Below are 22515 nucleotides of genomic sequence, written 5' to 3'. Positions count from 1 at the left end.
CAGCACTTTAATCAGCGGAAGCTTACTGCCTCCCGGCGAGCTGCAAAATGTGGATGTTCATGGCGCTCAAACGCTTTTAGGACCGGTGCCAAACAACAATCGACCGTCATCGATAGGCTGTACCATTCCTGCCACTCTTTCGTTTTGAAAAAAGCGGCTATTTCAGCGTGTTCGGCACTTCCCACCACCTTAGCGCTCCAGCTTCGCCACTGCGGTTTTTTTGCTAAATCACAAAAATTGTGCCAGAACTTTTCTTCAAGCGCACCCAGAGTGACGTAACGTCTGTCTTTGGTTTCGTAGATTGCATAACTGATGCGGCTGCCTGAAATTTCTGGAATACCGCAGTCTGACACTCGCGCTTCATGATAGGCATCATGATTGCCTTGAAATTCGGCCATCGCTTCGGCCAAGGCGATATCTAAATAAACACCTTCGCCAGTCCGGAATTTCCGCAGCAAGGCTGCGGTGATTTTTTCAGACGCCAATAGCCCTCCTGCGTAGTCAGCTAATGTATTGGTCGGATGCACAGGACAGCCGCTGCTGTCGGACAGCTGTTCAAGCACTCCCGACAATGCTAAATAATTCAAATCGTGGCTGCCAAGTTTTGCGAGCGGCCCTTCTTGCCCGTATCCCGACAGCGAACAATACACCAAATCCGGTTTTAGCGCTTTCAGGCTCTCGTAATTCAACCCCAGTTTTTTCATGACACCCGGCCGAAATGTCTCAATTAACGCATCGGCAGTTTTTACCAATTCCAGCATCTGGGCATGCCCTTCTTCTGATTTCAAATCCAGCTGAATGATGGTTTTTCCTTTGTTATTTGCTTTGTGTACATAACCACCGCCCATATAACGCGCTGGGTCACCCATTGGCGGTTCGATTTTGATCACTTCTGCCCCCATCTCTGCAAGGCGCATGGCGGCATAAGGACCAGGCAAATAATACGTGACATCCAATACACGGATTCCTTCCAATGCTTTCACCATCTACAAGCCCATCCTTTTGGCAATAATGGTTTTCATGATTTCATTGGAGCCGGCATAGATGGCAGCGACCGGCGTATCACGGTATCGGCGCGCAATTTTATACTCTTCCATATAGCCGTAGCCGCCATGCAGCTGCATGCATTCACCTGAAATCTTTTTCGCCGTATCGGTCAGCCAGTATTTCGCCATCGATACCTTTGAAACAATGTCTTTTCCAGCCATATGATCTTCAATCAAAGATTCCAGAAACGAATGGCCGAGTTCAATTTCTGTTGCCATTTCGACAAGTTTAAATTGCGAATTCTGAAACGAACCGATCGATTTGCCGAACGCTTTTCTTGACTTGACGTAATCGAGCGTCATTTCCAGCATATCTTCTGAAGCGGTTTGAGCGGCAATAGCGACGACAAGGCGTTCCTGCTGCAATTTTTCCATCAAATATGTAAAGCCTTTATTCTCTTCGCCGACCAGATTGGCCACAGGCACCTCACAGTCCTCAAAATACAATTCAGAAGTATCTTGCGCATGAAGGCCGACTTTATCGAGTTTCCGGCCTTTTGTAAATCCAGGCATCCCTTCCTCAATCATCAAAAGCGAGATGCCCCGATGTTTCGGTTCTGCTTTCGGGTCTGTTTTCACGACCACCAATGCATGGGTACAGTTAATGCCATTCGTAATAAAAGTTTTTTGCCCATTTACGATATAACGGTCTCCGTCGCGTACAGCAGTTGTTGAAATATTGGCGAGGTCTGAACCCGCCCCAGGTTCTGTCATGGCAATCGCCGTGATAAAATCTCCGCTGATGCAGCCGGGCAGCCAGCGCTGCTTCTGTTCTTCGGTTCCGTAAGCTTCGATATAAGGCACAGTAATATCGTTATGGAGACTGACTCCTGTCAAGCTGGTGCCCACACGCTCCATTTCTTCCCCGATAATGACGGCATAACGAAAATCCAAGCCTAAGCCGCCGTACCGCTCTTCTGTTTGCGGACATAAAAACCCCATTTCCCCTAGACGTTTCCAAAACGTTTTTGGAATGATGTGATCTTTTTCCCATTGCTCATATTGCGGCACTGCTTCTTTTTCCAGAAATTTCTTTAAAGATTTCCGGAACAATTCATGCTCTTCTTCTTCAAAGCGGTATTTCCCCATTGCCTGTCTCCCCCTTACTTTGGCTGCATGCGGATTGCACCATCAAGCCGGATAACTTCACCATTCAACATCGAATTTTCTATGATGCTTTGGACAAGCTGTGCATATTCAGCTGGCCGTCCGAGGCGGGCAGGAAACGGCACCGAAGCTGATAAAGACTGCACAGCGGCTTCTGGCAGACCATCAAACATCGGTGTTTGCATGAGTCCTGGTGCAATTGCCATCACCCGGATGCCGTCTCTTGCAAGTTCACGGGCAATCGGCAACGTCATCGACACAACGCCTCCTTTTGAGGCGCTGTAGGCTGCTTGCCCAATCTGGCCTTCATAAGCAGCAACGGATGCTGTCGAAATAATGACGCCGCGCTCCCCTTCAGTGTTTGGTTCGTTTTGTTGCATGGCTGCCGCTGCCACACGGATGACGTTGAATGTGCCAATCAAATTAACTTTAATAACTTTTTCGAACTGGCTGAGTGGAATCGGTTCGCCTTTCGAGACGACTTTTCCAGGCGTCCCGATGCCCGCACAATTGACTACAGCCGTAATGGTGCCCCATTTTTCAATCACTGTTGCTACGTTTCGTTCTACTTGATCGGCCTCTGTAACGTCTGTTTTAAAATAACAGACCTTCTCATCGCCTAATTCACTGATGATGGATTGAGCGCGTTGTTCATTCAAATCGAAAATGGCGGCTTTCCCTCCATTTTCAACTATTCGGCGGACAGTCGCTTCGCCAAGCCCCGATGCTCCGCCTGTCACAATTGCTTTTAAATCCGCTAATTTCATATTCAGTTCCACTCCCTTATAATCGTTCAATAATCGTTGCGTTTGCCATGCCCATTCCTTCGCAAATCGCGAGCAGCCCGTAACGCCCATTACTGCGTTCAAGCTCATGGAGAAGCGATACCAGCAATTTGGTGCCGGTTGCCCCTAACGGATGGCCGAGGGCAATGGCGCCGCCGTTCACATTCAACTTTTCAAGATCTGCACCCATATCGTTCAGCCAAGCAAGCGGCACAGGGGCAAATGCTTCGTTGACTTCATAGCGGTCCATATCTTCAATTCCAAGATCTGCTTTCTCCAGCACTTTGCGGGTTGCAGCTATCGGGCCGGTCAGCATCAATGTCGGGTCTGAACCCACCACTGCACGCGCCACAATGCGTGCTTTCGGTTTCAAGCCAAGCTCATCCGCTTTTTCACGAGACATCAACAATACCGCTGAAGCACCGTCGCTCATCTGGCTAGCGTTTCCAGCAGTGATTACACCGTTTTCATCAAAGACCGTTTTCAACCCGCCAAGCACTTCCGATGTCGTTCCTGGCCGCGGGCCTTCGTCAACCGCAACGAGGCGCTTTTCTCCGTTTTCACCTTCAACTTCAACCGGCACAATTTCTTGTTCGTAATAGCCGTTGCGGATTGCCTGCTGTGCCCGTTCGTGGCTTTGGACCGAATAAGCATCCAGTTGCTCACGGCTAAATCCCCATTGGTCGGCGATGCGTTCAGCAGATAAGCCTTGGTTGATAATTTCATATTGATCGGTCAATTTCTTGCTTGGTTTAGCGCCTTGCATATTGGAAAACATCGGTACGCGCGTCATGCTTTCCACGCCTCCTGCTATCACAATATCCATGTCTCCAGCCAAAATGGCTTGGGCCCCGAAATGGACTGCTTGCTGGCTCGATCCGCACTGGCGGTCAATTGTGACACCCGGCACATGATCCGGGAACCCGGCAATCAATGCCGCTGTTCGCGCCACATTGCCCCCTTGCTCAGCGACTTGGGAAACACATCCCAAAATGATGTCCTCCACGGCACTTTTCTCCACGCCCGCCCGGTCCACCAATTCTTCCAGCACTAAAGCTGCCAGTTCATCCGGGCGAGTATTCGCATACATCCCTTTTCTTCTTCCAACTGCTGAGCGCACACCTTCTACAATGACTACTTCTCTCATTTTTTCACCCCGTTTTTTTATTTTCCCTTCTATATATAATGTAATCGCTTTCAATAAATAGAATTGAATGACTATTCACTCATTAAAGTTATTGTACAAGAATTCCCAACTAATTACTATAGAAAAAATCCCACAGATTTTTTCTGTGGGATTTTTCGGTCATTCTTCTATCAGCCCTTTTTCAATAAGAAAATCACGTGCTACTTCACTCGCTTCTTCTTGATCGACATCAACGCGGGAATTCATTGCAAGCATTTCTTCTTCAGAGATTTTTCCGGCAAGCCCATTTAGCACATCTTCCAGTTCCGGATATTCTTCCAGGGTCTCTAACCGCACCACAGGAGCTGCATCATATTTCGGGAAAAACGACAAATCATCTTTTGTTGTTTCCAAATCAAACAGCCCGATCCGGCTATCAGTCGTGAATGCCGGAATCACATCAACTTCGCCACTTTTCACTGCTTCGTACATAATGGCAGGATCAAAGCTTTCGGTCGCTGAAAATTTGAATGGATAAGTGGCAATCAAGTCATCATACCCATCTCCTTTGCGCTCATAAAATGGATGGGGCGCACCAAACGACATATCTTGCGTTTGGGAAATTTCCGCTAGATCCGAATAAGTTTCAGCATCAAAGCCGCTGTCTTTTGAAAATGCCAATGTATAACCGTTTTCAAATCCCAGCGGTTCCAGCCAAGTGGCATTCAAATTTTCCTCGTATCCCTGGCGGACACGTTCGAGCACTTCTTCTGATGATTGGCCCGGCTTCGATTCTTCTTTTAAAACATCTTTCAAACCGGTTCCCGTGTATTCAACGTATAAATCAATATCGCCTTTTTCAAGAGCTGGCGTTAAAATGGACACTTCGCCAAGTCCGTCTTCGTATTCCACCGTATAGTCTGAATTCGCTTCAATATATTGCCCTAGAATATGCGGCAATATGTATTGTTCTGTCCACGGTTTGCCTCCGATGACAATCGGCTCCGATCCTTCACTACTCGCTCCACAGCCGGCTAAAACAATCACCGCTCCCAACAGAATACCCATAACTGATTTTTTCATCGCTTTCTTCCCCCAATCTAAAGTTTTAAGCCTTTTGGCGTCATGCGTTTCTCAATTCTTTTCAAAATCCAGTCAAACCCGATGGCAAGCAAAGCTACCGGCAGCGCGCCGGCTAAAACGAGAGCATTATTATAGGACTGCAGACCGCGGTAGATAATGTCGCCAAGACCGCCTGCGCCGACAAATGTCGCCAATGTGGCAATTCCAACTGTCAAAACGGTTGCCGTACGGATTCCTGCCATGATAAAAGGCGAGGCCAGAGGCAGTTCAATTTGCCGCAATATTTGCCCACGCGTCATCCCCATGCCGCGCCCCGCTTCGATAACCGACCCGTCAACTCCTGTAATGCCGGTATATGTATTGCGGAGAATAGGCAAAAGCGCGTAAATAATAAGGGCAACCAGCGCTGTAGGAGAACCGATTCCGAGAATCGGCACCAAAAATCCGAACAAAGCCAAACTTGGAATTGTCTGAAAAACAGCTGTGACACCGATGATGGGTTCAGCATAGCGGCGATAACGTGCAATCAGGACACCAGTTGGCAAAGCGATGGCAATACCAATGCCCACTGCTATAAAAGACAAATAAATATGCTCCAGAAATGCAGCCTGAATCATGTCCTGGCGGCTGATAAATGTATCGATGACATTCGTCAAAGTGATGCACCCACTTCCTTATGGAGGGCTGCCTTCAATAATTCGCGTTCACTGGCATAGGCAATTACATGGCCGTTTTCAGTTATTGCCAAATGGTCATGTGTACTTTCTGCTAATTGATCCACCGCTTCGCCAATGCTTGTATCTGAGGATACTTTTTGAGCATCTCCCCGCCAATCCCGTTCAAATAACGGAATAAATTCTTTCAGTTTCTTCTCGCTGAATGTCCGCTGCCGGCTGATGCGTTCAGTACCGATAAAGTTCCGGACAAAATCATTGGCTGGTTCAGCAACCAATTGCTGTGGAGTACCAATCTGTTCAACTTGCCCGTTGCGCATCACAATAATCGTATCAGCAATTTTTAACGCTTCATCCATATCATGCGTAACAAAAACAATCGTTTTCTGGATGCTTTGCTGCAAATTCTGCAGTTCGTCCTGCAATTGCTCCCGGCTAATGGGATCCAATGCTGAAAAGGGCTCATCCATTAAGATGATGTTCGGATCTCCAGCCAAAGCCCTCACAACTCCTACCCGCTGCTGCTGCCCGCCGCTTAGTTCCAGCGGATAGCGATGAAGATAGGTTTCCGGATCCAATCCCGTCAATTGCAGCAATTCACGGATTCGCATATCGATTCTTTCATTCTTCCAGCCCAAGAGTCTTGGTACGAGTGAGACATTATCTGCGATAGTCATATGGGGAAACAATCCTATTCGCTGAATGACATATCCAATAGAACGGCGCAGTTCAATTTCATCCAGTTCCATAATCGGTTTCCCATCTATGGAAATCATTCCTCCTGTTGGCTTTTCAAGCTTATTGATCATTTTCATGAGCGTAGTTTTCCCGCAGCCGCTAGGACCAATAATAGCTGTCAGCTGGCGGGCGGGCAGCACAAGCGAAATTCCTTTTAATGCTTCCGTGCCATCCGGGAAACTTTTAGTGACGTTGTCAAACCGAATCACTGCATCCACTCCTTTCCATCTCTTTTCAGCCTACTTTCTAATTTACCCTTAACACAAGGCAATTACTCACTTTTATCAATTACTTTGAAGAGTGGGCAGAGACAGCTTTGATAGCAGCTGTCAATTCATTAAAACGGCGATCCAGCTCACTGTATGCTTTATCATTTGGCTGCATAAAACTAAGTTTCCCAAGGACTGCCTGCCGTTCTGTTTCCAATTGCAAAAGATCGGCTTGCAAAAAATCATCAGACTTATTCGTCCACTCGGCATAACTTCCTTCATATTTAACTAATTTCCCATTATCAAAAACCAGCAATTTATCCGCCAGTTTTTCCATAAAAAAATGGTCATGGGTAGCAATCATCAACGTTCCTGTAAACGTCTCTAAGGTTTTTTCCAATTGCTCCCGGGAAGGCAGATCCAAATGGTTGGTCGGTTCATCCAGCAACAGCACATTACAATCGGCTGCCATGAATTCCATCAGCTTCAGCTTCACTCTCTCCCCCATGCTCAGATGCTTAATCGGTTCAGTCCAATGATGTTTTTCAAACCCAAGGTTAATCATCAGTGTCCGCATTTGTCCCATAAGCTCATAACTCTCCGCTCTAAATAATTCAGCCGGCGTTTTTTCTTCTGGCAAATCAAAAACATTCTGGCTTAAATAACCGATTTTCATTCCGGCCGTTGTCCAAAGTTCGCCCGTATAACCAGTTTCTTTTCGGAGCATACTAAAGAAAGTTGATTTCCCGCTGCCATTTTTGCCGACCATTCCAATGCGCTCGCCATGCTGCACTGTAAAAGAAGCTCCTTCAAAAAGAAGGCGTTCCCCAAACCCTTTGCTTACACCTTTTAACTCGATGACGCGTTTTCCCTTTTTAGCCCCCCCGCTGATATCGAATTTCACATCAGTTTCTTTTTTCGGCTCCAGCACTAATTCCTTTTCGAGCTCGGCTTCAAGCCGCTTTCGCTTGCTGCGGATTTGAACATCCATGCGCTTCGCCTTGGAACGGTAAAACTCTTTAAAGCCCTCTTGTTTCGTTGAATCTGCATGCGCTTTTCCTGACCAGGACTGCAATTCCAAAAGCTGCTGTTCGACATGGGCAATTTTCGCCTGCTGTTTGTCATACTTTCTTTGCTGCGTATGCCGGCGATGTTCTTTTTCTTCTCTAAAGGCAGTGTAATTCCCTTTATAAACCGCCAATTTCTGTTCTTCAATTTCCCAGACATGAGTGGCGATTTGATCGATAAAATGCCGGTCATGCGATACCACAAGCAAGGTTCCTTCGTAATTCGCCAACTTTGCAATGACCGATTGGACACTTTCCGTATCCAAGTGGTTAGTCGGTTCATCGAGCAAGAGCACTTCCGCTTTTTGCGCCAGCGTTTGGGCTAAGCGCATTTTCATCGCTTCTCCTCCGCTTAAGCGGGTGCGCACTTCCGGTACATGCCATATTTTCTCAAGCTTTCGGCTTTCAGTCTCCTCCAAAACGGTATCCAATACACTGACCTCTTGTTTCATATAAGCAATTGCCGGTTTTGAACCAAGCCACTGTATTCCAGGTTCCCCGCTTGCAATAGCGTCGAGCAGCGATGATTTCCCAGTGCCGTTCGAACCAATGATGGCAATTCGCGCACCTTTTGGAATATCTGCCTGCGCTTCTTTCAAGACAATCCGATCACCGTAGCCGATTGTTAACTTGTATACTTTCCCTCTGATGGTCAAAGCCATTCCTCCTTGCCGGAGAAATAAAAAAATTCCTCCGCGTCATTATCGGAAGAATTCGCAAGCCCAAATAACCTGTTATCATACAGGCATTTCACTTCGTTAAAAATGGGCAGACGAATCCAATTTCTGTTACACCAAAATTCCCGGTTGCGTAGAAATAGGATCAGTTATCCATCGGCCACCCATCTTCCCTTCAATTTAATGTTTATATTGTATCACATTATTCAGATATTTTTTCGTCAATTTTCAAATGGACCGGCGTCGCAATCTGTTCAAAGCCAATTTCCTTATAGATTTTGTTGGACGTCGGGTTCTTCAGATCGGTGTACAGCATGACGAAGTCATATTCGCCGAGCAGTTCTTCTGTCACTTCTGCAACTAATGTTCGCGCATAGCCTTTGCGGCGATGTTTCATCGGAGTAAAAACGAACGATACCGTTATGCCGTGTTTGGATGGCCGGGATTTTTTCATGCATGAAACCACTTCATTGTCCACTTCCCAGACATACACTTCTTTTTGCTCAATAAAAGAATCGATTTTACGGGCAGCTTCGGCAGGGGTGGACATCGTAATGCCGGTTTCCTGCTCAAAAAGCAAAATCCATTCCTCGAGGAGAGGCGCATCTCTTTTATTGGCGACGCGCCAAGTGCCGGGGCTTTTCTCCAAGCGGGTATTCACCGAATCCGCCCGGTAAAGCCCCTGGTGCATCAATATGCGGATTTCGCCGCCGGCTTTGGCAATCCAGGCCTTGGCAAAGCGATGAGCAGTTTCCTGATCTCCGACCACTGCGTCTACAACAATTCCCGAAATCAATAGCCGTCGGGCAATCTCTTTTTCAATATCCGGAAGTTCCCGAAAGACAATCAGCTGCAGAGGATGGGGAGGGGTCATCAAACAGGCCGCCGCAACTTCACCGTCCTCTTCCAATGTCGCTAAAAAATAATCTTCATAGCGGCCTTCTTGTATCTGGTTCAGTATTCCCAAAAACAAACTATAGATGTCTTCATTTTGATACAGCAGCTTTTCTACCTTGCCTGCAAAAGCAGAAGAATTTGCATAAACTATCCACTCCATTTTTGCTCACTCATTTCTGTCATTGTCTCTGACTATAAGATATTTGCTAAATCAGGAAAAATATCCTGCATGAATGTTCCTTTTTAAGAAATTAATTTTTAGTTTCCAGAATTTGAAGAAGCAAAAAAAAACCTCTTCGCAATGAGCGAAGAAGCTTCTTTTTGCTTTTATTCAAGTTCCATTTGTTTTGTTTCAGTGCCTAAGAACGCCACGGCTAAGGCTCCAATAATGATCGAGACGCAGAATATCCCGAAAATCCATCCGATTCCGTAACCAGCCGTCAGCATTGACCCTACCAATAGCGGTCCTAAAATTCCTCCGATTCGGCCAAACGATGCCGCCATACCCGTTCCGGTTCCGCGGATAACCGTTGGGTATTGCTCTGGTGAATACGCATAAAGCGCTCCCCAAGCCCCTAAGTTAAAGAACGACAAGAATGCCCCGGCAGCAATCAGCATTCCGATAGTTTCAGCATTCCCGAATACCAATGCACTGGCAGCCGTCCCAATTAAATATGTAACAAGGACGAATTTCCGCCCCGCCTTTTCAATCAGCCATGCTGCCGAGAAATACCCCGGCAATTGAGCAAGCGTCATAATAAGGACATAGCCAAAACTTTGTATAAGCGTAAATCCTTTTAACACCATGACGCTTGGCAGCCATAAGAACATGCCGTAATAAGAGAAGACTACCGTAAACCAAACGATCCACAACATCAATGTGGGCTTCCGGTATTTCTTAGACCATACATCTTTTATATTTGTAGAAACAGATCGCAGAACGTCCTTTTTCGCCGAGAATTGCGGAGAATCCGGCAGTTTGATCCGCAAATATAATGCGTATAAAGCAGGCAGCGCTGTCAGCAATAAAGCTACGCGCCAACCGAATGACGGAATAACAAAATATGAAATAATAGCGGCAAGCAGCCAGCCGCCAGCCCAAAAGCTTTCAAGCAGAACGACTACACGGCCGCGTTCATGAGCAGGCACACTTTCAGAAACGAGAGTTGAAGCGACTGGAAGTTCTCCACCCAGCCCCATGCCAACAAAGAATCGAAGCAGCATGAACGCAGCAAGTGATGTAGTGAATGCTGAAACTCCACTTGCCAATGAAAATAACAGCAAAGTAATAATGAAAATTTTCTTGCGCCCAACTTTGTCTGCATAAATGCCAAAGATGAATGCCCCTACCGCCATCCCGATAGAATTGACACTGCCAATCCATCCCATCTGGGAGGTGGTTAAATTCCAATCCACTTGCAAAGCCGCAATGACAAAGGATAAAATCCCCACATCCATCGCGTCAAAAAGCCAGCCTAGTCCCGCAACGCCAAGCAATTTATTTCTTGAAAGCGGCACGGTAGTGTTCTCAGTTAAAGTAGCCATCCTAACTCCCCTGTCTTTACAGTTGTAACTTAATGTCTTTACACAATACTATACGCTTTCAATTTAAAGGTGACAAGACACCTTTAAAAGTTGGAGTTTTCAAACAATTCAAAGTCAACCCGACCCATTATTAATCGAAGAAATAATGGCTGTATTGATGCTGGCCATCATTGCCGCCTGCTGGACTTGCATGATCATTTCGAAGGAAGTCGAAAATGCTGCAGCCGCCGCTTCCCGGTTTCCAATTAAATCTGCTATTTCAAATTGGACGGCTGTTGCGAAAGCAGCATCCTTATACCATTTGAACAGTTTGGTGTTTTCCAATTTCTTTGTATTGTCAATGATTGTTTGCAGTATGGCACCGCTGGCTTTTGTTATTGCTAGAAAACCTAAAATTTGATATTGGACCGGCTGTATTTTAATTTTTTCATTTTGAAGAAAGTCACGTACGGCCAATACCCGGCCCACTACTTCCGGATCATATGCAGAAGAATTGAATGTCATAATCTGCGACAGCCATTGAAGATCATTTCCTATGCTGAAGCCATGTTCCCGCAGCTCTCTGTAATAGGCATTCATCGTGGCAGCCCGCTCTTCAGCTCTTCCTTCCCGTTTGCCTAAAAGCACGGCATAAGGCACGTCTTCACCCGAAGTGAGGAATTTATGGTGCTGCCGCATTTGATCGTATAATTCTTTTGCGCGCGACGCTCCGTTCTCATCTTGCATCAGAAACGCCGCCAAAAACGTATAAGAGGATTTGCGAAATCCAGCTTCGTTCAGTTTATGCTGGTTGACATTCAGTTTTTCCAGCCCGGTTTCCGGATTTCCCTGAAGCGCCAGAAAGGCAGCAGCAATATGAAACATATAGTACTTCAGCGGAGAGGTCCACCCTTCTTTTTTCTTAATGACTTCAGCTGCTTCTTCATGTTCTTTTTTCCGGAAGCCGGAACCTTGGGTGAGATAAAAAGTAGTGATAACGAGGGCCACCCGTTTATCCACTGCCCAGCCGAGCGTCTTAGCCACTTCTTTATATGTCTGTTCAATGACTTTTATATCCATAAAAAACGCCTCCTTGTCTCATTCTTACGAGACAAGGAGGCGTAAAGTTTCAATTATACAATGAGCACAAGGCTGACGGCCATTACGGCCATGCCGGCCACTAATCCATAAATGGACAAATGGGCTTCGTCGTACCTCTTTGCGGCCGGAAGCAACTCGTCCAATGAAATGAAAACCATGATGCCGGCTACTCCAGCGAAAATAATGCCAAACATCGTGTCGCTAAGGAAAGGCATCAAAATCAGCCAAGCCGCTATTGCACCGACCGGTTCTGAAACCCCTGATAAAAAACTATATTTGAAGGCTTTTTTCCGGCTGCCTGTAGCATAATAAATCGGAACTGACACTGCAATCCCTTCCGGTATATTATGGATTGCCACAGCAATGGCAATGGCTACCCCTAATGCAGGATCCTGGATTGCTGACATGAAAGTAGCAATCCCTTCCGGAAAGTTGTGGATTCCGATTGCTAACGCTGTAAAGATGCCGAGTTTTCGGAGATGGGCATATTCAGCATTAGTTGGCCCATCATCCATATCTTCTACGGTACGGACTTCATGCGGATTCCCCATTTGCGGCAGAATCCTGTCTAATACAGCCATGAAAATCATCCCGCCGAAAAAACCGGCAATCGTCAGCCAATATCCGATCGATTCGCCATGGGCATCCGTCAATGCATCTTTTGCTTTCACAAAAATTTCAATCATTGATACGTAAATCATGACACCGGCTGAAAATCCGAGGGAAATCGAAAGAAATTTAGTATTAGTGCGGGAAGCAAAAAAGGCAATCAAGCTACCGATTCCAGTTGCTAGTCCGGCAAAGAGCGTTAATCCGAGAGCAAATAATACGGTACTGTCCATAATCCCAACTTCCTTCCATTCCAGTGATTATGGTAATTGTACGGCAAAAGTTTCCTAAGAGCAACTTTTTTTAACAAAGAAAGATTTTCCATTATTCTTTTATTTCCTGATGCGCAGCAATTCCCCTAGCTTTCTCCAATCTTCATCCTTCAATTCACGCACCGGCGGGTTATAAAAAACACTGGCTGGATGAAAAGTGGGAAATATATGATAAATCTCTTCCGTTTCTATAAAGGTTTGTTTTTCTTCATTCCATCTTAAAATAGGCGTTTCCATCAGGACTCCATGAAGCTGAGTCACTTTTGCTTTCGGGCCTACAAGACGCTGTAGGCCAATATTTCCTAAAGTAACAATCAGCGGAGGATGGATATCTTTGATCTCCGTATCAAGGATAGGAGCATGTGCAATGATTTCCTTTTTTGTCGGTGCGCGGTTGTACTTCCGTTCTGCCAGGCTTCCGTCGCGTTCTTTTTTAGTTCCCCATTTATAAGGGCGGCTGCGGACCGCACTCGTGATGTAAACATCTTCCCTTGCCAGTCCAACACTTTCAAGCGACGCCATTAATTCTTTGCCTGCTCGGCCAGTAAAGGGAATGCCGGTTTCCACTTCATTTTCTCCTGGCGCTTCCCCTACCAACATAATTGCCGGATTTAAAGGGCCGCTGCCCCGTACAAAGCCTTCTACCGGAAAGTCTTTTATTCTTTCGATGCCTTGTTGAACCAGCTCGTCCGATATTTTATACATGTCATCACCTCATTTTCATTTTAACATAATCTTTATGTTAGGTTTTCTAACATTATTTTAAAAATAACTTGATTTTTCAGAATATAGCGTTTAATATGTTAACAAACCTAACATTAAGGAGGAGGAAACATGAAAAAGATTGAAACCATTATTCGTCCCTCTGTTTTTGCAAACGTTCGCCAAGCCCTTGCTCTCGAAGGAATTGACGGCTTAAGTGTCACGGAAATAGCAGGAATCGGCAAACAAGAAGGCCGGGTCGGATTATTCAGGGGCAATGCCTACACGATGGAGTTTTCTCCAAAATTAAAACTCGAAATGGTGGTAGATGATTCCAAAGTAGAAGATATCGTAGAAGCATTGCTTGAATATGCTTCCACAGGAGAAGTTGGAGATGGCAAGATTTTTATCCTGCCAGTTGAAGAAGCCATTCGGATCAGAACGAAAGAACGCGGCGTTATCGCCATCGGATAAGGAGGAGATTAGATGGAAGCAGTTCAAAGTTCAGTCGATATGATGTGGGTTATGCTTGGCACCATTCTCGTGTTCTTTATGCACGCCGGATTCGCCATGCTGGAAACGGGTTTTACCCGTTCTAAAAACACCTTGAACATTTTGATGAAAAACCTGATCACGGTCGCTCTTGGCTCTATTCTTTATTTCTTTGTGGGATTTGCACTTATGTTTGGCACTTCGGCTTTTGGCGCTCTTGGAACAGACGGTTTTTTACTGGCAGGACGCGACGACATCGGATTCTTTGTGTTCCAAGCGGTTTTTGCGGCAACTTGCGCCACCATCATTTCAGGGGCAGTGGCTGAACGGATGAGATTGTCAGCTTATTTCATGCTTACGATCGGCATGACTGCCATTATCTATCCAGTCGTTGGCCACTGGGTATGGGGTGGCGGCTGGCTATCGCAAATCGGCTTCATTGATTTTGCCGGATCCACTGTTGTGCATTTAACTGGGGCTACAGCCGCTTTTATCACCGCTTGGAAAATCGGACCCCGCATCGGCAAATACAGCGGAAAAATTGTCAACTCCATTCCCGGCCACAACTTGCCGCTTGGTGCCTTGGGCGTTTTCATCCTATGGGTAGGCTGGTTCGGTTTTAACGGAGGCAGCACCTTGGCAGCAGATCCAGAATTAGTGCCGCCTGTCATCTTGAATACATTGCTATCGGCCTCAGCGGCTGTGCTTTCTACGGCAGTGTATACACGATTCCGCTATGGCCGGATTGACCCTTCTTTAACGATGAACGGCGCACTTGCCGGCCTCGTCGGAATTACGGCCGGAGCTGCCAATGTATCGTTTATCGGCGCCATCGCCATCGGTCTTCTTGCCGGTATCATCATGACAGAAGCAGTTCGTTTACTGGATGCGAAAATCCGGGTGGACGACCCAGTCGGCGCCATTGCTGTCCATGGAGTGACCGGTATTTGGGGAACATTGGCACTTGGCATTTTCGATACAACAGGCGGCCTTCTTTACGGAGGCGGCGCTGAGATTCTCGGCATTCAAACAATCGGCATCTTGGCAGTAATTGCCTGGACAACTGTGTCAGCAGTTGTTGTTCTTGCAATCGTCAATTCGATTGTCCCGCTCCGCGTCACCGCGGAAGACGAAGAAAGCGGGTTGGACTTCTCGGAGCATGGTTCCCAAGCCTATGCGATGCAAGACGTTTTAAGCGGCGCTTCACCGTCACCCGAATCTTTCGCACAGCGGCTGAACCAATTAGGTGAACACCCCGCTGCTCAAAAACCTTAAAAGAAAAGATTAAAAAGCATGGACTGATTTTCTAGTCCATGCTTTTTATGGGGTCCGGTTTCTTTTAAATGAGCGTTCTCTTATTTCATACCAAAAAACAACAGCCGCAAACAAAGCAAATCCTGAAGTCCATCCAGCCAAAATGTCCGAGAAATATTGCTCCCCTCCCGCAATCCGCGACAAGCCGATAACAATCGACAGGCCGGCAGCAGCTAACCAAACAAGCCATTTAGCAGTTCTGGAAACCAGGGATCCTATAATAAAATAAGCAGCTGTAAAGAGATAAAGGACCGCTCCCATCGCATGCCAGGAAGGGAACCCGTAGCTTTCAAGCCCGTGCAGCAAGTCCGGCCGCTGCCTCTCGAAAAGGTTTTTTAACCCTTGATTCAACGCCCGCCCTGCACCGATTGTCAAGAAAACGAAAAGCATCCCCCGATAATCTCTCCGGTGCAGCCATAAATACAACATCATGGCCATTCCCACAATAAATACAACCGCTTCATCTGCCAGAAGTGAAAGGCTGTCCAGCCATCCGATACCTCCAAACAACTCTGCAGCTTGCCGGTCTAATTCTTCAAATGCCGCGTTTTCAAAAGTGGATCCAATTCCAATAAAACCGATCAAAGCAATGATCCCAAGCAAATACAATAGACGTTTCATAGCCCTACCTTCTTTCCATGAGCTCCTCCGTCTATTATAGTCTAAATTTTCCATCCATTCAAAAATACTTTGTTTTAGACAGTGAAGCGGGCATCTAGCAGAGTGCGCAAGGATTAGGAAAGCATTTAATGTCGAAAGGGAAATAAATGTACGGGAAAAGAAAGTATTTCACGCCGGACAGATAGTATTTTCGTGCGGAAAGGTTCTCCATCATCAACCCATAAAAAAAAGCCACCAATGATGGTGGTTTTTTAAGTGAAGAAGTTTGAAACGCCCATTATCTTGCCTCAACTTATTTCTAAGGCGAAACAGACATAATTTGCACCCGTTTTTGCAGCAGAATCGTATTTTTTAGTCTACTGGTCGTATTTCAGCCACTACTGGTCGTATTCCTTCAAAACTCCAACTGAGTTTGTTGTTCCAATACGCCATCGACCATTTTATAGACTTTATCACAATACTCGATCAGGCGGGTATCATGCGTCACCACAATAGTAGTGGTGTTTTTGTTTTTTGTTTCATCTTTCAATAATTGCATGACTTCATAAGCGCGGTCAGAATCGAGCGATGCTGTCGGTTCATCCGCTAAAACAATGGATGGATTGCTATAAAGTGCCTTGGCAATCGCCACACGCTGCCGCTCGCCTCCTGATAAGTCCGAAGGATATTTATTGCGGAGGTCACCAATTCCTAAATCCTTGTAGAGCTGTTCCTTCTCGCCCTTGTTCATATTGCCTTTTTTCACTTTATCCAACAACTTCATTTGTTTTTCAACCGTCAGGAAAGGCACTAAATTCGATGCCTGCAGAATAAACCCAATTTCTTTTAAACGGATTTTCGAACGTTCTTTTTCATTTAGCGAAGTGATGTTTTCGTTATTGATAATAATCTCACCGCTTGTTGGCGACAGCAAGCCGCCTGCAATCGTCAAAAACGTACTTTTCCCTGAACCAGATGGTCCAATGACAGCAACCATCTCTCCTTTTTCTGCATGAAAGTTGGTCGGCTTTAAAGCATCCACTTTTTTATGGCCGCTGCCAAAGGTTTTCTTTACTTGAGTTAATTCCAACACTGCCATCACTTACCCTCCAATCGCTTTTAACGGATCTATTTTTACAATGGTCCATACCGAGAAGACAGCTCCCGCTATCGCAACTGCTATCAATACAGCTCCGTAAACCAGCATCGTCGGAATATCGAATGCAACCGGCACAGCACTTGGCAGGAAGATTCCTGTTGCAAGCGTCAGCGCAAAACCTACGGCGACGCCGATAGCTGCCAGAATAAAGGTCTGGGCGATGACGGAACGCGCCAAATATCCACTCGGCACCCCTTGCGCTTTCATGACACCAAACATGCTAATTTTCTGGACAGTTAAAACGTAAAGAAATATCGCCACAATGACAGATGAAATAACAAACAGGAAATAAATCATGAAGTTCAAGGTCAAACTTTGTTCAGTATAACCCGGTAAACTCTCGATAAAAGTCTCCACTTCAATTGCATCTAATTCTTCATCTTTTGTGATAGCAGCGATATCATCCGTGCGCACAACTACACCATTAATCTGGTCTTCGTTCACTTCAGCTGCTTCGCCGAATTTCACTCGCTGAAAAGTCGGCAAGTCTCCGTAAAGGACCGGTGCGGCATTAAAGCGGGCGTCCTCGGTAAATCCGACAATTTTTAAGGTTTCTTCAGTTGAAGACAATTTCAACTCGTCCCCCAATTTAAAACCATCTTCTTTTAAAGCATCGCTTGCAATGACTTCATTGCCGCCAGCAAATGCTTCACCTTCCACCACTTCCGGCATAATGAATTCATCTTCTTTGATGCCGAAAATGGAGACATTGGCTTTCTGATTTTCATTGCTGGCAATGGCGCTGATCTGGCCCAAAACGGCTATTTCGTCCACTGCCATCTGCCCCGCATCCTCAATGCTCATTGAAGACGATACAAGGCTCTTATCCGATTCCTCGGTCAGCACCACGGCAGTCGCTTCCCATTTATCTACTGCTTCGCGGTTCAAACTGGCTAATCCATTGGCCAGACCGGATAAAAAGAACACCAGATACGCTACAAGCATTAAAACGCCGATGATTAAAACAAAACGCAGTTTGTTTTTTTGTATTTCATTCCATGCTAAAAACATCTAATCACTTCCTGATTTTTAATATGCAGTCTTTGCTTTTATTTTACCAAATAACTTATACAAAACATATATATTATTTATATAACCACAACATTTTATTTTATCCCTGGAACTCCAAAAATAAAAGGCGAACCGGTGTCGGTTCGCCTTTCATTATCTTACTGCATGGACGTGGTAAGTGCTTTGGGAAGTTTCAATGATATGTTCAGGCTTCGGTTTGCCAAGATTCGCTTTGTGGCCGGCGATATGGTCGGGATGCTTCTCCCAGTTCTTCCAATCACTTTCCGAATCCCAGCGCACATAGACAATCACTTCTTCGTCGCCGCGGCGGACATTTTTCTTCATCACTGTACGATCAATATAACCCGGCTGTTTTTCCAGTTTCCCTTCTCCTGAAAAACGATTTAAAACCAAGTCTGAGAAGCCTTCTTTTACAACAATTCTCTTCATTTGCACAAACATGTTTCCCACTCCTTCGCTTTTGTTTAATTGCTAATTAAAACTCCCGCTTTATAAAAAGCGGGAGCGGAAAATTCTTTACTTCTTATTCAAATGCAGCTTGGATGTCCATCACCATTTGGCTTACAGATTGCAATCCGCCACCTGATAGATACCAGTAGTCCGGATCCAAGTAAATTATTCTGTCATTTTTATAGGCGTTTGTTTTTTGCACCAATTCATTTTCAAGAGAATCTTTAGCACTTGCGTCTCCGCCAACTGCTGCATTACGGTCAACTACGAACATCAGATCCGGATTAGTTTCCAGAATATACTCAAAAGAAATGCTTTGTCCGTGAGTTGAAGCTTCAATTCCTTCATCAGCTTGTTTTACACCGAACACGTCATGGATGAGACCGAAACGTGAAGCTGCTCCATACGCACTTACTTTGCCTTCATTTGCTAAAGTAATCAAAGCTTTGTCATCTGATTTGCTGACGGTTGTTTTTACATCTTCAATCTGTGTTTCAATTGCAGCCAATTCTTCTTTCACTTGATCTTCTTTACCGAAGATTTCTCCAAGAGTTGTCATATTGCCTTTGAAAGAATCCATGTATTTAGTTGTGTCTACTGCCATGTGGATAGTCGGCGCGATAGCCGCATACTCTTCGTACATATCAGCTTGACGAGCAGAAATGATGATCAAATCCGGTTCTAACGCATGGATTGCTTCGAAGTCCGCTTCTTTCAACGTTCCTACATTTTCGTATTTCTCTGTGTCGCCATATTTATCAAGGTAAGCCGGCAATGATTCTTGTGGAACACCCACTACAGAATCAATACCTAATTTGTCCATTGAATCAAGAACGCCAAAGTCGAATACTACTACTTTTTTAGGATTTTTATCAAAAGTCGTTTCGCCAAGTTCATGAGTGACAGTCATTGTTTCTTTTTCTTCTGCACTTGCTGTATCCGCTTCAGTTGCCTCTTCTTTTGAACCACAAGCCGCTAGAAAAGCAACCATCATTAATGTGAATGCTACCAATAACCATTTTTTCATATTATTTGAGCTCCTCTTTATTAAGAATTAAAATAAACGCAAATTCTGCAATTGTTCATCTGCTGGATTGGAATATCCATATCGTAGATTTCTTTTAATGCATCACTTTGGATGATTTCTTCTGTCGTTCCGTCTTTGACGACACGGCCATTTTTCAAGGCCACAATGCGATCGGAATAAACCGATGCAAAGTTGATATCATGAAGGACGATGACAACAGTTTTACCGAGTTCATCCACTAAACGGCGAAGGATTTTCATAATCTGAACCGAATGCTTCATATCCAGGTTATTCAACGGTTCATCAAGCAGGACATAATCTGTATCCTGGGCGATAACCATGGCGATAAACGCGCGCTGGCGCTGCCCTCCGGACAATTCATCCAGATAAGAATCTTCAAGTTCTTTTAAATCCATGTAGCCGATCGCTTGATCGACCATTTTTTCGTCTTCGTCATTCAGGCGCCCTTTTGAATAAGGGAAGCGGCCAAATGATACCAGTTCGCGAATTGTTAAGCGTACATTCATGTAGTTGGACTGCTTCAGGATGGATACACGTTTTGAGAACTCATTGGACTTCAACTTTTTCGTATTGGTCTTGTCAATAAGCACCTCGCCTGTATCCGCATCCAACAAACGGCTGACCATGGAAAGAAGCGTGGATTTCCCTGCCCCGTTCGGCCCGATAAAAGAAGTGATCTGGCCACGCTGAATATCAACGGAGACATTTTCCACAACTTGCTTCTTGCCGTAAAGCTTTGTCAATTCACGTACTTGGATCATTTAGATCGACTCTCCTTTAATAGTAGGTAGATGAAGTAAACTCCACCGATAAAGTTGATGATGACGCTCAAGGTAGTATTGAACGTGAAAACCCGTTCCACTACCCATTGCCCACCAACTAACGCAATTATACTAATGACAGCAGCACCGAGAATAAGAACCGAGTGTTTATAGGACTTAAAGAATTGATAGGATAGGTTGGCGACGATCAAACCGAAAAATGTAATCGGTCCGACCAGCGCCGTTGCAATCGCAATGAGAACTGCAGCAAGCACCAGCATTCCTCTGACAAGCGAATCATAGTTGACGCCCAAGTTGACCGCTGTATCCCGGCCAAGCGATAAGACGTCCATCGACCCGTTATGCCGCCAGGCAAATGCAATCAGAAGTGCGACAATCGCAAGTGACGTCCAGACAAGATCGGCGTTGACATTATTGAAACTGGCAAACATCCGGTCCTGCACGACCTGAAACTCATTCGGATCGATCAGCACTTGAAGGAACGTGGAAATGCTTGAGAAAAATGTGCCGCAAATGATGCCGACAAGCAATAAGAAGTAAATTGGCTTATCTCCTTTAAAGAGCAGCCGGTAAAACAACAATGCGAAGATTACCATGACGGCAATTGACAGCATGAAATTCACTTGTTTATTCAGAATGGTGATGTGGTCTGAACCAAGGAAGAAAATCAGCAATGTCTGAAGCAGCATGTAAAGCGAGTCCAGACCCATGATGCTCGGAGTCAAGATGCGGTTATGGGTGATGGTCTGGAAAACCACCGTCGCATACGCAATCGCGACACCGGTCAGAACCATAGCAAACACTTTCACTCCGCGCCTTGGCAATGCGTAATCGAAACTCCCGTTCAAATCCTGGAATAGATATAACCCACAAGCAGTCAAAGCTAAGGCTGCCAGTATCAGCATCTTATGTAGATCACGCATACGCTCTCCTCCTAAACAACAAGAAGAGGAAAATGAAGCTTCCGATGACACCGACCATTAAACTGATGGAAATTTCATACGGATAAATTAAAACTCTTCCTAAGATATCGCACATCAGCAAGAAAATTGCTCCAAGCATAGCTGTGTGCGGCAATGTTTTTTGCAGATGGTCACCTTTGAAAATCGATACGATATTCGGAATGATCAACCCTAAAAACGGGATAACGCCTACTGTCAAAACAACCGTCGCTGTTATCAAAGCGACAAGAACCAAGCCGATGTTGACAACGCTCCGGTACTTCAACCCTAAGTTTTTAGAGAAATCCTCACCCATTCCCGCAACCGTAAATCGGTTGGCGTAGAGGTACGCGATGACAAACACCGGAACGCTGATGTAAAGAAGTTCATAACTTCCTTTCATCACCATTGAAAAGTCGCCTTGCAGCCAAGCAGACATGTTTTGAATAACATCCGCCCGGTAAGCGAAAAAGGTAGTGATTGAAGATAGGATATTTCCGAACATCAAACCGACTAAAGGAATGAATATAGCATCCTTGAATTTGATGCGGTCAAGAATTTGCATAAAAAGGAACGTTCCGGCAAGTGCAAAAGCGAACGCTACCGTCATTTTTTCCAACATCGATGCATTGGCAAACAATAACATCGATACGAGAATTCCAAGCCGTGTAGCATCCAATGTACCTGCCGTCGTAGGAGACACAAATTTGTTGCGGCTCAGCTGTTGCATAATGAGTCCTGCCATACTCATTCCAGCACCTGCCAGCAGAATCGCAACCAGCCTTGGCAGACGGCTGATTAAGAAAATCTGTGTTTCTTCCGATTGATAGTCAAGCAGATCGGTGATGCTGATACTGCTTACTCCGACAAACAGCGAAATAACTGACAGTATGATCAGTGCTGGTATTAAATATCTTTTTTTCATTACTGTCCCTCATTCGTGTTCAATAAAACTATTGATTAATCAAACAGTGATAATGATTATCACTTAACTCACAAGTTTTAGTATAGCAGTTTGGTGAGAAGAGTCAATGAATAACTGAGAATTATTTTCAACTAGATGAGAATAAAAAGAATTGT

Annotated in this window: 23 protein-coding genes; 2 read left to right on the top strand and 21 right to left on the bottom strand. The window is 45.3% G+C overall.

Annotated elements, in window-relative coordinates; all coding sequences use genetic code 11:
* Positions 1–11 precede the first annotated feature (11 nt).
* From QWY16_RS02380 to QWY16_RS02320, 13 genes are all read right to left on the bottom strand, one after another.
* On the bottom strand, positions 12–986 hold the full coding sequence (locus QWY16_RS02380) for a CaiB/BaiF CoA transferase family protein (protein ID WP_300991267.1): 975 nt from the start codon (positions 984–986) through the stop codon (positions 12–14).
* Positions 987–2135, bottom strand: a complete 1149-nt coding sequence (locus QWY16_RS02375) for an acyl-CoA dehydrogenase family protein (RefSeq protein ID WP_300991266.1) — start codon at positions 2133–2135, stop codon at positions 987–989.
* A gap of 14 nt (positions 2136–2149) precedes the next feature.
* Complete coding sequence (locus tag QWY16_RS02370; RefSeq protein WP_300991265.1) at positions 2150–2920, bottom strand: 3-hydroxyacyl-CoA dehydrogenase; 771 nt, start codon at positions 2918–2920, stop codon at positions 2150–2152.
* Between the two features lie 16 nt (positions 2921–2936).
* Complete coding sequence (locus tag QWY16_RS02365) at positions 2937–4085, bottom strand: thiolase family protein (RefSeq protein ID WP_300991264.1); 1149 nt, start codon at positions 4083–4085, stop codon at positions 2937–2939.
* Positions 4086–4244: 159 nt separating this feature from the next.
* The gene (locus QWY16_RS02360) at positions 4245–5147 is read right to left on the bottom strand and encodes a glycine betaine ABC transporter substrate-binding protein (protein WP_300991263.1); all 903 of its coding nucleotides are present in this window, start codon (positions 5145–5147) and stop codon (positions 4245–4247) included.
* A gap of 17 nt (positions 5148–5164) precedes the next feature.
* Positions 5165–5764 (bottom strand): ABC transporter permease, encoded by a 600-nt coding sequence (locus tag QWY16_RS02355; RefSeq protein ID WP_436837176.1) that lies wholly within the window; start codon positions 5762–5764, stop codon positions 5165–5167.
* 35 nt (positions 5765–5799) lie between these two features.
* Positions 5800–6768, bottom strand: coding sequence for an ABC transporter ATP-binding protein (locus QWY16_RS02350; RefSeq protein WP_300991261.1), 969 nt, complete (start codon positions 6766–6768; stop codon positions 5800–5802).
* Positions 6769–6847: 79 nt separating this feature from the next.
* Entirely contained in the window at positions 6848–8491 is a 1644-nt protein-coding gene (abc-f, locus tag QWY16_RS02345) for a ribosomal protection-like ABC-F family protein (protein WP_300991260.1), read from the bottom strand.
* Positions 8492–8714: 223 nt separating this feature from the next.
* Positions 8715–9569 carry a GNAT family N-acetyltransferase gene (locus QWY16_RS02340; protein WP_300991259.1) on the bottom strand — a complete coding sequence of 285 codons (855 nt, stop codon included), beginning with the start codon at positions 9567–9569 and terminating at the stop codon, positions 8715–8717.
* Between the two features lie 167 nt (positions 9570–9736).
* Positions 9737–10954 (bottom strand): MFS transporter, encoded by a 1218-nt coding sequence (locus QWY16_RS02335; protein WP_300991258.1) that lies wholly within the window; start codon positions 10952–10954, stop codon positions 9737–9739.
* A 114-nt stretch (positions 10955–11068) separates the two neighbouring features.
* The gene (locus QWY16_RS02330; protein WP_300991257.1) at positions 11069–12013 is read right to left on the bottom strand and encodes a DUF4003 family protein; all 945 of its coding nucleotides are present in this window, start codon (positions 12011–12013) and stop codon (positions 11069–11071) included.
* A gap of 53 nt (positions 12014–12066) precedes the next feature.
* On the bottom strand, positions 12067–12876 hold the full coding sequence (gene zupT / locus QWY16_RS02325; RefSeq protein WP_300991256.1) for a zinc transporter ZupT: 810 nt from the start codon (positions 12874–12876) through the stop codon (positions 12067–12069).
* A gap of 99 nt (positions 12877–12975) precedes the next feature.
* Complete coding sequence (locus tag QWY16_RS02320; protein ID WP_300991255.1) at positions 12976–13620, bottom strand: uracil-DNA glycosylase; 645 nt, start codon at positions 13618–13620, stop codon at positions 12976–12978.
* Between the two features lie 129 nt (positions 13621–13749).
* Between QWY16_RS02320 and QWY16_RS02315 the strand changes: the two genes are divergently transcribed.
* Both QWY16_RS02315 and QWY16_RS02310 read left to right on the top strand, forming a co-directional pair.
* Entirely contained in the window at positions 13750–14091 is a 342-nt protein-coding gene (locus QWY16_RS02315) for a P-II family nitrogen regulator (RefSeq protein ID WP_300991254.1), read from the top strand.
* Positions 14092–14103: 12 nt separating this feature from the next.
* The gene (locus tag QWY16_RS02310; RefSeq protein WP_300991253.1) at positions 14104–15384 is read left to right on the top strand and encodes an ammonium transporter; all 1281 of its coding nucleotides are present in this window, start codon (positions 14104–14106) and stop codon (positions 15382–15384) included.
* Positions 15385–15429: 45 nt separating this feature from the next.
* Here the strand turns inward: QWY16_RS02310 and QWY16_RS02305 are convergent, their stop codons facing one another.
* The 8 genes from QWY16_RS02305 to QWY16_RS02270 all read right to left on the bottom strand — a co-directional run bounded on the left by QWY16_RS02305 (position 15430) and on the right by QWY16_RS02270 (position 22360).
* On the bottom strand, positions 15430–16044 hold the full coding sequence (locus tag QWY16_RS02305; protein ID WP_300991252.1) for a phosphatase PAP2 family protein: 615 nt from the start codon (positions 16042–16044) through the stop codon (positions 15430–15432).
* 394 nt (positions 16045–16438) lie between these two features.
* Complete coding sequence (locus QWY16_RS02300; RefSeq protein WP_300991251.1) at positions 16439–17122, bottom strand: ABC transporter ATP-binding protein; 684 nt, start codon at positions 17120–17122, stop codon at positions 16439–16441.
* 3 nt (positions 17123–17125) lie between these two features.
* On the bottom strand, positions 17126–18193 hold the full coding sequence (locus QWY16_RS02295) for an ABC transporter permease (RefSeq protein WP_300991250.1): 1068 nt from the start codon (positions 18191–18193) through the stop codon (positions 17126–17128).
* 153 nt (positions 18194–18346) lie between these two features.
* Positions 18347–18655 carry an antibiotic biosynthesis monooxygenase family protein gene (locus QWY16_RS02290; RefSeq protein ID WP_300991249.1) on the bottom strand — a complete coding sequence of 103 codons (309 nt, stop codon included), beginning with the start codon at positions 18653–18655 and terminating at the stop codon, positions 18347–18349.
* Between the two features lie 82 nt (positions 18656–18737).
* Entirely contained in the window at positions 18738–19691 is a 954-nt protein-coding gene (locus QWY16_RS02285; protein ID WP_300991248.1) for a siderophore ABC transporter substrate-binding protein, read from the bottom strand.
* A gap of 20 nt (positions 19692–19711) precedes the next feature.
* On the bottom strand, positions 19712–20473 hold the full coding sequence (locus tag QWY16_RS02280) for an iron ABC transporter ATP-binding protein (protein ID WP_300991247.1): 762 nt from the start codon (positions 20471–20473) through the stop codon (positions 19712–19714).
* Positions 20470–21417 carry an iron chelate uptake ABC transporter family permease subunit gene (locus QWY16_RS02275; protein ID WP_300991246.1) on the bottom strand — a complete coding sequence of 316 codons (948 nt, stop codon included), beginning with the start codon at positions 21415–21417 and terminating at the stop codon, positions 20470–20472. The genes QWY16_RS02280 and QWY16_RS02275 overlap by 4 nt, the downstream gene beginning before the upstream one ends.
* Positions 21410–22360 carry an ABC transporter permease gene (locus tag QWY16_RS02270; protein ID WP_300991245.1) on the bottom strand — a complete coding sequence of 317 codons (951 nt, stop codon included), beginning with the start codon at positions 22358–22360 and terminating at the stop codon, positions 21410–21412. Before QWY16_RS02270 ends, QWY16_RS02275 begins: the two co-directional genes overlap by 8 nt.
* Positions 22361–22515: the final 155 nt, after the last annotated feature.

This window comes from Planococcus shenhongbingii (assembly GCF_030413635.1).
In the GTDB taxonomy this organism is placed as follows: Bacteria; Bacillota; Bacilli; order Bacillales_A; family Planococcaceae; genus Planococcus; species Planococcus shenhongbingii.
This window is presented reverse-complemented; position numbering and strand designations above follow the sequence as displayed.